The following is a 13,216-nucleotide window of genomic DNA, read 5'->3' as shown; positions in this document are numbered from 1 at the left end:
AATCCCTATATATATACTGCCGATGCAATCGGCGGTGGCGTGGGGGGCGCCAAGACAGGAATGTGCTGGCGCAAACAGGAATTTTTTTGTGTAAGGAGGTCGGTTTGGCTGACGGTATTGTAAAGTGGTTTAATGAGAAAAAGGGGTTTGGTTTTATCGAAGTGGACGAAAGCAACGATGTGTTTGTTCACTATTCCGCAATCACAATGCCCGGATTCAAAACGCTTTCTGAAGGGGACAGGGTCTCGTTTGAGATTGAAGACACGGACCGGGGGCCTGCCGCAAAGAACGTTGTAAGGGCTTAAGGGTTTCATGGTATTCACTGAAACGGGTAAAGGGCGTTTCATTTTTCAGTAAATGGGATGCCCTTTTCTGTTTCAGGCAAAAGAGATATCCTTATCGCTACCGATTTCTATTACTGGTGACCGCGTTAAACAGACACCAGGGTGGGGTGGTGGCGTGTATCTATTTCTCCTAGAACAGGGGGGCCGATGAAAAAATGTATCGTAGCGCTGCTGGTCATTGCCCTGGCGGTGGTTATCTGTGCTTGCGCGGCCAGGGAACCGGCGCCGGCGCCTGTCAGCACCAACCATTTGAAGATGGCGTTCGTCTATGTTCCACCGGGCAGCTTTGTCATGGGCAGCCCGGCAAAGGAACCCGGTCGCTTTAAGGACGAGACCCTTCACAAGGTGGTGCTGACCCAGGGATTTTACATCCAGACCACGGAGGTGACCCAGGGCCAGTGGGAGGCGGTGATGCAGAGCAACCCTTCCGGCTTTAAAGCATGCGGCTATGACTGCCCGGTGGAAAACGTATCGTGGAACGATGTACAGGAGTTTATTCGCCGGCTGAACAAAATAGAGGGGGCGGATCGCTACCGGCTGCCGACGGAGGCGGAGTGGGAGTATGTCGTCCGCCTGGGCACCGAAGAGAACATTATCAAGGGCGTGGTAAAAGGGGTGGTCAATATTGTCGGTTCGATTCTTTTCTCCTCCGGCGAGTGCCTCTCAACGGAGGAGGCCAACTATAACGGGAATTTTCCCCTTGACAACTGTCCCACCGGAGAGTTCCGTAACACCACCCTGCCGGTGGCCAGCTTTTCGCCCAACAAGCTGGGTATTCACGACCTGCATGGAAACGTATATGAGTGGTGCCAGGATCTGTACGGCCCCTATCCGGACTACAAGGTGATTGATCCTCAGGGACCGGCCACCGTCAAAACAGATGCTTACAGGGTCTATCGCGGAGGCAGCTGGTATTCCAGCGCCCGTTACTGCCGGGCCGCCTACCGGGGAAAAGAGGCCCCTGATTTTAAATATTCCAATATCGGGTTTCGGCTGGTAAAAAATCCTTGACCCGTCTCTTGATGCGTGGAAACATCAAATCCTTACATACAACAAGGAGAATGACATGCCTTTAAAACATTCCGCTTTTGTCAGGGGAGCGGCGGTTGTTTTCGCAACCGTGCTGGCGGTATGGCTGCTGGCTGCCTGTGCCCCGTGGTATCGCGCGTATGACATTGCGTCGGACGAGGATTTGACAAAGATTTCCGCCATTCCAGAGCTTCAAAAAGCGTTGAAGGACAGCAAGCCCGATGTTCGGGTCATGGCGGCACAGACCCTCGGAAGAATCGGTCCCAATGCCAGGAGCGCGCTTCCCGACCTGGTGGATGTGCTGGATGATGACAGGTATGAGGTCCGGGCCGCAGGGGCCGATGCCATTGAGAAAATTATCGGTCCTGATCCGGGAGAGGAAGACAGGGACCTGATGGTGCGGGTCCATATCAATCGCCTGGAGTCAAAAGACTGGATAGCCCGCCTGAATGCCGCCAATCATCTGGCGGAAATGGGACCGGAAGGGGCCGATGCAGTGCCGGCCCTGGTCTCCGCCCTGCTGGATAAGTCGGACTGGAACTCCCGTTACAATGAAGTGCGGCGGGCCGCCGCCCATGCCCTTGGCGAAATGCGGTTTGCGGCCAGGGCCGCCAATCCAGCCCTTATTGAGGCTTCCCGGTTCCATGACTATGATGTCCGCCTGGAGGCGGTAAAGGCCCTGGGGAAGATCGGTCCCAAGAACGATACCTCGGTGATTGAGGCATTGAAAGCTTCCCTGAAGGACCCCGATTTTGACGTGCGGCGTGAGGCGGCCAACTCCCTGGGCGGGTTCGAAGTTTACGCGGACAGCACCGTCCCCAACCTGGTCAAGGCCCTTTCCGACCGGGATTTTGATGTTCGGCGTGAGGCGGCCCATTCTCTGGGCCGCATCGGCCCCAAGACCGACGGGACAGTGGATGCCCTTGTGATACTTCTGGATGATGAATACGCCGATGTGCGCAAGGCGGCAACAGAGGCCCTGGGCAATGTTTCCCCCGACTACCGGGAAAAGGTGCTGCCCGGGATTCTTTCGCGGCTGGACGATATAAACGAGGAGGTTCGCCTGGCGGCGGTGAATACCATTGCCAAGTTTCGCATCGGCAACGAGCCGGTGTTCCAGGCCCTGGAACGGTCAGCCCACGAGGACCAGTCTTTTAAAGTAAAAAAATCAGCCCTTGAGACACTTTACGTATTAAAGGGCCTGGACGCCGGTACTGCAGTGGCCGGACTTCGGACCCGTCCGGCAGGTCCTGCTTCGGTGGCGGTTGAAGCCCCGGTTATCCTGCAAAAGACACCGGCAAAAATCCGATCCACCGTGGATGTGCTTAACATCCGGTCCATGCCCAGCGTTAACAGCCAGCGGATTGGCAAGCTTTATCCCAACGAAACCCCGCTCTTGCTTGAAACCATGCCCGACTGGCTCAAGATCAAAAAGCCGGACGGCACCACCGGGTATGTTTTCAGGGAGTACGCCGAGGTGGTGTCGATGGCGGGAGCTGCGCCGGCTACAATGGAGACCGGCACTATGAAGACCGCAGCCGCGGCTGCGGCTGGTGCCGCTGTGACGGTGCCGGCAGCAGTAACGCCCCCGTCTGCGATGATGATCCGTTCCACCGCGGATGTCCTTAACATTCGGTCTGTTCCGGACCTGAAGGGCCGTCGCGTTGGAAAGCTTGTGTTAAATGAAGAGGCCAAAGTCCTGGAATCGGACGGCGACTGGCTGAAGATCAGAAAACCGGACGGCACCACCGGTTATGTGTTCAGGGAGTACACCGAGGTGGTGGCAAAGGCCGGAGATGCGCCGGCGGCAATGAAGGCCGCAGCCGCAGCCGCTGCCGGTACCGCTATGACGGCGCCGGCAACGATGATCCGTTCCACCGCGGATGTCCTTAACATTCGGTCTGTTCCGGACCTGAAGGGCCGTCGTGTTGGAAAGCTTTTCTTAAATGAAGAGGCCGATGTCCTGGAATCGGACGGCGACTGGCTCAAGATCAGAAAACCGGACGGCACCACCGGTTATGTGTTCAGGGAGTACACCGAGGTGGTGTCCGGTACAACGGCAGCCCCAGAACCTTCGCCGGTAACAGTGGTAAAGCCTCAGGCTCCGGAAACCCTTCCGGCTGTAACGCCGCCGGCGCCGGTGGAAACGGCGGCCGTGCCGTCGGTGCCAAAGGTCCGTTCAATCGTGGAGTCCCTGGATATCCGGTCCGAGCCCTATGGTGATGAGCAGGTGGGCCAGCTGGCGCAGGGAGAAGAAGTGGAGGTGCTCGACACCCTTGCCGAGTGGGTTAAAATCAAAAAAGCAGACGGCACCACTGGGTATGTGTTCAAGGAATACACCTCGCTTGTCAATAATTAGTCCTGCTTCACAGGCATCGGCGCCCGGCCCGTACCATCGGCCGGGCGCCGTCTTTCACCAGCTTTCACAGGTTTGTTTTGTCCGTCCGGCTGTCCGGCGTTCCCATACCTTAATTTTCGCCGGTGCCCATGCGTGACGGCCTTTATCCAAATGAGGATGCATGGGTAACATCAAGCTGCTGGAAAACACCGTGCAGACCTATGCGTGGGGCTCCCGCACCGCCATTGCCGATCTGCTTGGCAAACCCTCCCCGTCAGCCCGTCCATGGGCCGAGTTGTGGATGGGGGCGCATCCCAGTGCCCCGTCCAAAGTTCAGGAGAAGGAGGGGGGCGTTACCCTGATTGATTTTATCGCCCGGCATCCTGAACAAACGCTTGGTCCGGATGCCGCCCGGATGTTCGGCAACCAACTGCCCTTTCTGTTCAAGGTGCTGGCCGCGGAAACCCCGCTTTCCATTCAGGCCCATCCCGACAAGGTTCAGGCCGAACAGGGGTTTGAACGGGAAAACCAGGCCGGCATTCCCCTGAATACCCCCCATCGAAACTATCGGGATGCCAACCACAAGCCCGAGTGTCTCTGCGCGCTTGCCCCTTTTACCGCATTGTGCGGTTTTCGACCTGTTTCCGATATTCTAGAGCTTTTTTTTCTGCTGCTGCCGGAAAACGAAATCGTCCGGCTGACCCCGGACCTTGCCAACCGGTCGGCACCTGAAGGGTTACGGTTGTTCTTCACTCAACTGCTTGAACTGCCCGCGGACCGGAAAGCGGCAGTACTGGGCTGTGCCGTGAATCACGCGGAAAACCTTCTTGACCGGGATCCCGCGTTCCAGTGGATCGTGCGTTTAAACCGGATATATCCAGGTGATATCGGCGTCCTTGCTCCCGCGCTGCTGAACCTGGTGACCCTGGAGCCGGGTCAGGCTCTCTTTCTCCCGGCAAAAACCCTTCATGCCTACCTTCATGGAACCGGCCTGGAGGTGATGGCCAGTTCGGATAATGTCCTGCGGGGCGGGTTGACCGCCAAGCATGTGGACAGTGCTGAGCTGGTCCGGATTCTCTCTTTTGAACCGATGACCCCGCAGGGGGTGATACCTGTTGCGGTCAGCGATTGTGAGGTTTTGTATCCTGTGCCGTCCCGTGAATTCGGCCTGTCCGTGATCGATGCCGGGAAAGGTCCCTGCCTGGCTGAAAGTCATGGCAGTGCGGAAATCATACTGTGTGTCGGTGGAACAGCGGTCGTTACAGAAGAAAGAACCGGTGACGTCATCACCCTGCAAAGCGGTGCCTCCGCCTTTGTGCCCGCTTGTACCGGCCGGTATAAAATCACCGGCGACAGCCGGATTTTCAGGGCCTTTATCCCGGCCTGACACGGCCGATGTCATATGCAGCCGGCTGTAATTAAACGACTATCACATGAATCTCCCGCTTTCTTGTTGACACCGCCGCGCGCGTTCCTTACAGTGCAGGTCTTGTGTGTCGCTGTATGGACGCTTTAAGTTCCCGGAGTGGTAATGAAAAAAACAGGTTTTCGGCAGTTGGTTTTCGGGCTGGTTCTGAGTTTTTGGCTTCTGGGACCGGCCCATGCCGGGTGGATTGCCGCGGGCAGCCACAAGGCCGGGCCACCGGCCCTTGAAACTGTCCGGTCAGATTCTTCCGGAATGGTGATCGATCTTGATATTCCCGGTCTCCATATAACGGAAACCCTGCGCGACGGCATGGTGTACCACGGCATATCAGTGCCGGGCGGGGGCCGTCTTTCCGGTATCGGCAAACCGTCCCTGCCTTTTGTCAGCCGGTATGTGGCGGTGCCGCAAGGCGCAACCGCTTCTGTCAGGGTGATGGATGCCCGGTTTGAGGAGATGACCGGGTATAACGTGGTTCCGGCCCAGGCCCCACTGCCGGAAAGCAACACCGCAAAGGGCCCCCCTTTTGAAAAGGACCGGGTCGCCTACGGAGAAAACGGGTTTTTCCCACGGCAGGTGGCTCAACTGGAGGGGCCTGTCTCCATTCGGGGGTGTGAAACATCCCTGCTGCAGCTCTTCCCTGTGCAGTTCAATCCGGTCTCCCAAACCCTGAGGGTCTATTCCCGCATCACCGTTCAGTTGACTTTTGACGGGGGAACCCGTCGCTTTATCGACCGGCGGAAGCACTCCCGGTCCCTGGCCCCGGTTTTTGAGGGCCTGTTTTTAAATGCCCCCCTGGAGATGGACAGCCCACCCCTCACAAAAGCCGATGACCGGTCAGTAACCGCCAAAAGCGCCACCGACGATGCCGCGCTTCTGTTGATTATCTCTCCGCCGGAACTGGTCGCCGCAGCCGACCGGCTGGCCAACTGGAAACGGGCCCAGGGTATTTTGACCGAGGTGCGGACCACCGGCCAGACCGGGACCACCGCAGCAGAAATACAGGCGTTTATTCAGGATGCCTACGATACATGGTCCATACCCCCCTCTTATGTGCTGCTGGTCGGGGATGTGGAGTTCATTCCCACTCACCGGGGGGATGGGTGCGGCACCGATCTGTATTATGCCACGGTGGACGGGGACGACTATTTTCCGGATTTGAGCCTGGGCCGGCTCTCCGTGGACACACTGGATCAGGCCATCAAGCGGGTTGAGGATATTATCCGGTATGAACTTTCTCCGCCTGCCGGGGAGGGGTTTTATCAGAACGCGGCCATTGTGGCCTATTTCCAGGATACCAGCCCTCCTTACAATTATGCGGACCGCCGGTTTCTCCAGTCCGCCGAGGATATGGCCCTCTTTTTTTCTGACCCGGCCTACCTGAACGCCTACGATGTGGATCGGATTTACTATACCGGATACCGATCTCCCCAGAACTGGAATAACGATTCCTGGAATTTCGGCACTACGGGCGTGCTTTCCGGCGGCCCCGGCGATTCGATACCGTTCTATCTGTTGGAGAGCAACGGCTTTGCCTGGGACGGCGATGCCGTTGACATATCAACGGCCGTAAACGCGGGCCGTTTTCTGGTAACCTACAGGGGTCATGGCCAGACCAGCCGGTGGGACAGTGTCACCTATACCACCTCCGATGTTTCCGGCCTGCTAAATCAGGACCTGCTGCCCGTGGTATTCAGCGTCACCTGCCTGTCCGGCAAGTTTGACATGGAAAGTGTGGGTAACAACACCCCCTGTTTTTCCGAATCATGGGAGCGCAACCCGGACGGCGGGGCCGTCGGTGTTGTGGCCGCCTCTGAAACCACCTACAGCGGCCACAACGACCGCCTGTTCTGGGGGTGGATGGAGGCACTGTGGCCCAACTTTCCGGAGGACTACCATCCTTCAGACACGCCGTTTGACCAGCCTGCATGGGAAATGGGCCCGGTGTTCAACTACGGCAAATACTACTATGCCACCTGGTATGAAGAAGAACGTTACCGAAAACTGGAGTTTGAGCGCTTTCACTGGTTCGGCGACCCCACCATGCGGCTCTGGACAGGGGTTCCTCAGGATTTGACGGTTTCCGATTATGCCATTGACGCCGGGTCTGGGGGCCTGGAGATCACCCTGGGCCAGGCCGGAGCCGTGATCTGCGTTTCGCGGGACGGCGTTATCCTGGGCAAGGGCGTCTCTTCCGGCGGCACTGATCTTGTGGCCTGTGCCCCGCCCCTGGCAGCCGATGATGCCATCCTTGTGGTTGTTACCAAACCGAATTTCCGGCCCTTTGTGGCTGTGACCGAAGAAGACGCGGATGCGCTGCCCACGCTGCTGGAAATCCTCACCGGCACCAGCCCCCATGACGGAGACACCGATGACGATGGCATTGCCGACGATGTGGAGGATGGCAATTTAAACGGCCTGGTGGATGAAGATGAGACCGACCCCCGGAACATCGACACCGACGGCGACGGGATCCAGGACGGCACGGAGAAGGGGAAAACCTTGGCTAATATTCCCGATGATACAAACAGGGATGTATTTGTGCCTGACCTTGACGACACCACCACCACCGATCCGCTCAATTCTGACACCGACGGAGACTGCGCGTTCGACGGCCAGGAAGATGCCAACGCCAACGGCCGGTTGGACGATGATGAAACCGATCCGAATGTTTACGATAACCTGGCTCCGCCGGTGGCCAATGCCGGTGCCGCTCAGTCCGTTCGGGAGGGGACAACCGTCCGGCTGGACGGGGCCGGCTCATACGATGCCTGTCAGACGCTGCTCTCTTTTTTCTGGGAGCAGGTGTCCGGGCCGTCAGTAACCCTTTCCGACTCCGCAACGTCCCGTCCCACCTTTACCGCGCCGACGGTTGGTTCAGCCGGGACTGCGCTGGTGTTCCGTCTGACCGTGGATGATGGTGATTTTTTCGATACCGATACCTGCCAGGTAACGGTTACCGACACACCGCCGCCGTCTGAGGATGATGACGACAGCGATGACGATGATGATAATGATGATAGCGATCCGCCCCCCGCGGAGGGCGGTGGGGGTGGTGGCTGTTTTGTCGAAACCGTGCTGTCGTTGAAGTAAAAAGAGCGTCATTGCCAGCGAAACGAAGCAATCCTGTCCATATGCGAAGGAGATTGCTTTGCCGCTTCCACCGTCGCCAAAGGCCATGGCGGACAGGTTGCTCCTTGCAGTCACGAATGAGACAAACCGGCCAATAACGGGCAGGGTGAACCCTGCGCACTCATTAAATTGGAGAAGATCCTAATATGTGAACTTACCGTTTTCGTAAATCGTTGTTTTCTCCCCGTTTTCAAGCACGGCAGTCACCCGCTTTTTTTCCGTGTTCACGATGTCCCAGTGAATGGCCGAATCATTGAACCCCAGTTGTTGCTTCATTGTTTTGGTCAGGGCCGCCGGGTTGCCGGCAAAGGTGTCGGCATAGGAGGCTCCCAGGGCCACGTGGCAGTTGCCGTTGGCCCCGCCGAAGTTTTCGTCAAACAGGGTGTTGGCCATAAACTTATCGATTCGCGAGAACCGTTTGTCCGTGAGGGAAAACTCGCCCAGCCGGGCCGCGCCCGGGTCCGTGGAAAGGTACTTGCGCGCAAATGCCTGGCCCGCCCTGGCCGTCACCTTGACGGCCTTCCCATCCTTGAACTCCACCCGCATGTCGCGCACCGGGTTGCCGTTGCGAAAAGAGGGCATGTCCGCGAAATAGACCCCCCGGGAGCCCCGCCAGTCCGGCGACAGGAAAATTTCAAAGCTGGGAATGTTGTGGCCGGAGATGCCCACCCACTTTCTTTTTTTGCCGGGCGTGATCTCCAGGTCGGTGTGTTCGGACGCGATGTGCAGCACCTTTATTTCCATGCTGTTGAGCCATTTTTTAATGGCCGCTGCTTTTTGAAAGATCGTCTCCCAGTGGGCCGTGGGGTCTTTTTTGTCCAGAAAACAGGCCTTCACGATCTGCCGGGTATAGTCCTCCAGTGAAAGGCCGGCATGCCGGGCCAGTTCTGCAGTCGGGCAGAGGCAGAGGGTCCACGCAAAATCGCCGTTGCTTTCCCGTTTGTCGAGAATGTCGCGAAGGGGTTTGCGGGCCGCGGCCGCCTTGCCGATCTTCATCGGGTCGATTGTGCTCAGATGGGTCAGGGAGTCAGGCGCAAGCAGGCTGATGTTGCCGTTGACGTTTTTTATCAGCTCCCGGTCCCCGGGGGCCAGGAAGACCAGTTGCTCGGCGTCGGCGCACCGGTAGAAGGTCTCTTCCATCACCGCGGTCTGGCCGGCCCGCAATACCACCTGCCGGCCCGCTGCCAGCAGTTTTTCATAGAGGACTTCAGCCAGGGCCGTGGCCGGCATGTCGTATCGGATCACCACGATATCATGCTTTTTAAAAGGAACGGACCGTGCCTTTGACATTCCCCAGACCAGCACGTCCGCGTATCTTGAAAGCTGTTTTTTCGTCAGCATGGCGTCGGCCTCCTTTTTTCTGTCACTTCCCACGAGTTGACAACCCGTGGATAAATTTATATAGTCCGATCAATACAGCCGCCGGGCGGCTGCTGCTTTATACCAGAAAACAGGGCCAGCGGCAAACACCGATGACGACCGTCATTGGAAAAAACAAACAGCGGCTGTCACCGTGAATGGAAAACCAATTGACCAAGGAGGGGAGCATGACCGGCACTCTCAACAACAACGGCAGGACCATTCTTTTTGTGACCGCGGCATGCGCGGTTTTTATTATTGTCGTCCTCGTTATCCTGTCGGTGGCCGGGCGTTCGTCCGTGTCTACCCAGGAATTTGCCGCGATGCAGCAGCGCGTCCAGGCCCTGGAAGCGGAAACCAACCGCCTGGCCATTGCCCTGGAGACAATGGATGCGCTTGCCCGGCAGGTCGATGCGTTTGATCAGATTATCAAGGAATCGGCAAAGCGGGAAACCGATCTGCTGTTCAGAGTCAGCGACCTTGAGGCAAAGGCGGGCATTTCAAGAGCACCGGCAACCGAGACCCCGGAGGAGGCTCCCGTTCCTCAAGCCGCTCCTCAGGCCGATCCTGAGACCGCCCCCCCGGCCACCGTATCCGACATGCCGGCCAAACCCGAATCACCTGCCGTCCAGCCGGCTTCAGCAACCCCCGATGGATATTACACAGTGGTCAAGGGCGATACCACCTACAGCATCAGCCGTAAGTTTGGTCTCACCGTGGACCAGCTCCTGGAGATGAACAACCTGAAATCCACAGACATCTTTCCGGGCCAGACGCTTAAAGTGAAGCCGTAGAGGGACAATCCTGTTATCCTGAAACAACAAAGGGCACGAAGCCGGTCTTGGGAGCCGTTCTTTGTGCCCTACCTATTTCTGGGGGCCTGATAACTCAAGGCGCCATGTTACTGCTGCCGCAACCATTCCGCCAGGCGTTCCAGCCCCTCTTCAACAGTGATCCCTGGACTGTACCCCAGGTCTTTTTTGGCAGCGCGAATGTCAAACCAGTGGGCCGTGGCCAGTTCCTTTGCCACAAACCGGGTCATGGGTGGTTCCGCCTGAATGTCCAGCGTTTTATAACCCGCTTCCAGCAGTGCGCCTACGCACCATACCACGCCAGCCGGCAGGGTTTTTGTCACCGGCGGCAGGCCGGCGGCCGCAAGTATGCCGTTGAGCATCTCGTACATGGGGATGGGCTGGTCCTGGCTGATAAAATAGACCCTTCCCGACAGGCCGGGGTTTTCAGCCAGACGGTCCGCGGCCAGCACATGGGCGTTGGCCGCGTCATCAATATAGATCGTGTCCACCAGGTTGTCCCGGCTCCCCACTTTGACCAGTTTTTTGGCCCGGGCAATGACCCGGGGTACCAAATGGGGGTCACCCGGCCCCCAGATCAGGTGGGGCCGCAGCACCACGGCACAAATGGCGCCGGCCTTGGCCTCGGCCCGGACCAGCTGCTCGGCTTCGGCCTTGGTCTTTGTGTAGTGGGTGGCAAACCTTGATGGATAGGGGTACGACTCATTGATGCCTTCCATGTCGGTGCCGTCAAAAATCACGCTGGGCGAGCTGGTGTGCACCAGCACCGGCACCTGGTGTTTTTTGCAGGCCGCCACCACGTTTTTCGTGCCCAGTACATTGGGCCGGTAGTAGTCGTCAAATTTTCCCCAGACGCCGGGCTTGGCCGCGGTGTGAATCACCACGTCCATGCCGTTGCAGGCGGCTTCAACCGGCCCGGGTGTTGAAAGGTCGGCCTGAATCTGCTTTACGCCCAGGGCCGACAGCTCCGGATAGAGAGACCGGGAGATCGTGGTCACCCGGTCCCCCCGGGCGGTCAGCTGCCGCACAATGGCTGATCCCAGAAAACCGCCGCCGCCGGTTACAAGAATATTTTTTGCCATTTTCATCCCCGCTTTTTTGGAGAAGGACGCGGTTTTGTTTTTATCTTTTTCGCGGCCCACACCGCCAGCTTTTCCCTGAAGATTTTCGAGTTGTGCCGGATATCCACGGGAAAGTTGTCGTGAAACAGGACGGTCTTGATGGACTTTGTCAGTTCATGGGTCCGGGCAAGGTCTAACAGTTCAGATGCCAGCTCTTTTTTTCGAATCCGTTTTTCCTTGATCACCTCGATACAGATCACCGGTGTCTGACCTCCCGCCGGGCCCACACCCACCAGGGCGCTTCTGGCCACATGGGGATGGTTGTTGAAGATGGCCTCGCAGGGGACGGTGAACAGGGTCCGGTCCGCACACTCCACCCGGTGGCTCTTCCTGCCGCAGAACCAGAACCGGCCGTGGTTGTCCATCCATGCCAGGTCTCCCATGCGGTGCCAGAAACCGTCCCCGTCGGGTATCTTGGCCCCTGCCGTGTCTTTCGGCCGGTTGTAGTAAGAACGGGTGACCAGGTCTGCCTTGACCACAAACTCTCCCACATCACCGGGGGCCACCAGCAGGTCGTCGGACCACGCCTCAATGGGCCTGTCTGAAATAGTGATCAGCTCTACCTCAATGCCTTCCAGGGGCCGGCCCACGCAGTTGCCGAACCCCTGCTCGCTCATCTGCTTGGTCTCGGTCAGGATCTCCCGGCTGCCGATGGAGATGATGGGCACCGCCTCGGACGCGCCGTAGGGCGTGTGCACTTCGGCCTCATCGGTCAGGGCCGACGCGAACTGCTCGATGTTGGACGGGTGAACCGGGGCGCCGGCCGACACCACCCGCCGCAGCGACGGCAGGACAATGTTGCGTTTCTTGCAGTAACCGCCCACCCGGTTGAGCAGGGCAGGGGAGGCAAACATGTTGGTCACCCCGTGGTTGGCAATGCCCTCGAGAATGCGTTCCGGGTTGACAAAGGCCGGCTTGGTGGGATCCATGTCCGGAATCACGGCGGTCATGCCCAGGGCCGGGTCAAACAGGGCAAACAGCGGGAATGTGGGCAGGTCGGTCTCGTCGGAACCGATTTGGAAATGGTCCTGAATATGCTGAATCTGGGCGTCAAAATTGCCGTGGGTGTAGACCACGCCCTTGGCCGGGCCGGTGCTGCCCGTTGTAAACAGAATGGCCGCGGTTTCATCTGACAGGGTTTCGGCTGTTTTATAATCCTCTGTGCCCGATGCGCGGATTCGGTCCAGGGTGTGGCCGCCCCAGAACCAGCGATTTCCCACGGTGACCCATGTTTCAACGGTTTTGAAGAATTTCGGGTAGATTTTTCTCACCACATGGGCCAGGGGAATGCCGATAAAGGCCTGGGGATCGGTTTCAGCAAAACAGCTCACCATGCGCTTTACCCCCATGCCCGGGTCCACCACCACCGGCACGATGCCGGCCTTGAACAGGGCAAAGACCAGGGAAAAAAAGTCCAGGCTGGGCCGTACCATGAGAATGGTGCGGGTGCCCCGGCGAATACCGGCCTTTTCCAGGCCCGAGGCCAGGCGGCTGGAGTCGGCGTCCAACTGGGCAAAGGTGAAGTGGGCATAGGTGACCCGTCCGGCCCGGTCCCGTCCCTGGGGCGCGATCACCGCTTTTTTGTAGGGATGCTGCCGGGCCATTTGCGTCATGCGGGCCGCAATATTGATCACCGGGTTGTGGTTTTCTGGTGCCAT

The 13,216-nt window shown here is 58.2% G+C and carries 9 protein-coding genes; 6 read left to right on the top strand and 3 right to left on the bottom strand.

All coding sequences use genetic code 11. The features are described from left to right. Nucleotides 1-104 precede the first annotated feature (104 nt). The 5 genes from DOLE_RS10350 to DOLE_RS10330 all read left to right on the top strand — a co-directional run bounded on the left by DOLE_RS10350 (nt 105) and on the right by DOLE_RS10330 (nt 8,227). On the top strand, nt 105-305 hold the full coding sequence (locus tag DOLE_RS10350; protein WP_012175434.1) for a cold-shock protein: 201 nt from the start codon (nt 105-107) through the stop codon (nt 303-305). A gap of 186 nt (nt 306-491) precedes the next feature. Beyond that, on the top strand, nt 492-1,355 hold the full coding sequence (locus tag DOLE_RS10345) for a formylglycine-generating enzyme family protein (protein WP_012175433.1): 864 nt from the start codon (nt 492-494) through the stop codon (nt 1,353-1,355). 55 nt (nt 1,356-1,410) lie between these two features. Then, nucleotides 1,411-3,732 (top strand): SH3 domain-containing protein, encoded by a 2,322-nt coding sequence (locus DOLE_RS10340; RefSeq protein WP_012175432.1) that lies wholly within the window; start codon nt 1,411-1,413, stop codon nt 3,730-3,732. Between the two features lie 160 nt (nt 3,733-3,892). Next, a complete protein-coding gene (gene manA, locus DOLE_RS10335; RefSeq protein WP_012175431.1) occupies nt 3,893-5,098 on the top strand; it encodes a mannose-6-phosphate isomerase, class I in 1,206 nt (401 codons plus the stop codon). 144 nt (nt 5,099-5,242) lie between these two features. Continuing rightward, nucleotides 5,243-8,227 (top strand): C25 family cysteine peptidase, encoded by a 2,985-nt coding sequence (locus DOLE_RS10330; RefSeq protein WP_012175430.1) that lies wholly within the window; start codon nt 5,243-5,245, stop codon nt 8,225-8,227. 180 nt (nt 8,228-8,407) lie between these two features. Here DOLE_RS10330 and DOLE_RS10325 read toward each other — a convergent pair whose 3' ends face one another. Continuing rightward, entirely contained in the window at nt 8,408-9,607 is a 1,200-nt protein-coding gene (locus DOLE_RS10325) for an aminopeptidase (protein WP_041280496.1), read from the bottom strand. A gap of 206 nt (nt 9,608-9,813) precedes the next feature. Between DOLE_RS10325 and DOLE_RS18680 the strand changes: the two genes are divergently transcribed. Next, nucleotides 9,814-10,419 carry a LysM peptidoglycan-binding domain-containing protein gene (locus DOLE_RS18680; RefSeq protein WP_012175428.1) on the top strand — a complete coding sequence of 202 codons (606 nt, stop codon included), beginning with the start codon at nt 9,814-9,816 and terminating at the stop codon, nt 10,417-10,419. A 107-nt stretch (nt 10,420-10,526) separates the two neighbouring features. On the opposite strand, the gene DOLE_RS10315 is transcribed toward DOLE_RS18680, so the two are convergent. Both DOLE_RS10315 and DOLE_RS10310 read right to left on the bottom strand, forming a co-directional pair. Beyond that, nucleotides 10,527-11,519: an NAD-dependent epimerase/dehydratase family protein gene (locus tag DOLE_RS10315; protein WP_012175427.1), complete on the bottom strand. Its 993-nt coding sequence runs from the start codon at nt 11,517-11,519 to the stop codon at nt 10,527-10,529. A gap of 2 nt (nt 11,520-11,521) precedes the next feature. Then, nucleotides 11,522-13,216, bottom strand: coding sequence for a fatty acid CoA ligase family protein (locus DOLE_RS10310; RefSeq protein WP_012175426.1), 1,695 nt, complete (start codon nt 13,214-13,216; stop codon nt 11,522-11,524).

Origin of the sequence: Desulfosudis oleivorans Hxd3, from assembly GCF_000018405.1 — a bacterium.
GTDB classification, from domain to species: Bacteria; Desulfobacterota; Desulfobacteria; order Desulfobacterales; family Desulfosudaceae; genus Desulfosudis; species Desulfosudis oleivorans.
Note: the sequence above shows the minus strand (reverse complement) of the source record. Positions and strands in the feature narration are given on the sequence as shown.

Bases quoted from the DNA above. Each gene is read 5' to 3' on its own strand.
- DOLE_RS10345 (WP_012175433.1), top strand. From the start codon at position 492: ATGAAAAAATGTATCGTAGCGCTGCTGGTCATTGCCCTGGCGGTGGTT.
- DOLE_RS10340 (WP_012175432.1), top strand. From the start codon at position 1,411: ATGCCTTTAAAACATTCCGCTTTTGTCAGGGGAGCGGCGGTTGTTTTC.
- manA (WP_012175431.1), top strand. From the start codon at position 3,893: ATGGGTAACATCAAGCTGCTGGAAAACACCGTGCAGACCTATGCGTGG.
- DOLE_RS10330 (WP_012175430.1), top strand. From the start codon at position 5,243: ATGAAAAAAACAGGTTTTCGGCAGTTGGTTTTCGGGCTGGTTCTGAGT.
- DOLE_RS10325 (WP_041280496.1), bottom strand. From the start codon at position 9,607: ATGCTGACGAAAAAACAGCTTTCAAGATACGCGGACGTGCTGGTCTGG.
- DOLE_RS18680 (WP_012175428.1), top strand. From the start codon at position 9,814: ATGACCGGCACTCTCAACAACAACGGCAGGACCATTCTTTTTGTGACC.
- DOLE_RS10315 (WP_012175427.1), bottom strand. From the start codon at position 11,519: ATGGCAAAAAATATTCTTGTAACCGGCGGCGGCGGTTTTCTGGGATCA.
- DOLE_RS10310 (WP_012175426.1), bottom strand. From the start codon at position 13,216: ATGGCACCAGAAAACCACAACCCGGTGATCAATATTGCGGCCCGCATG.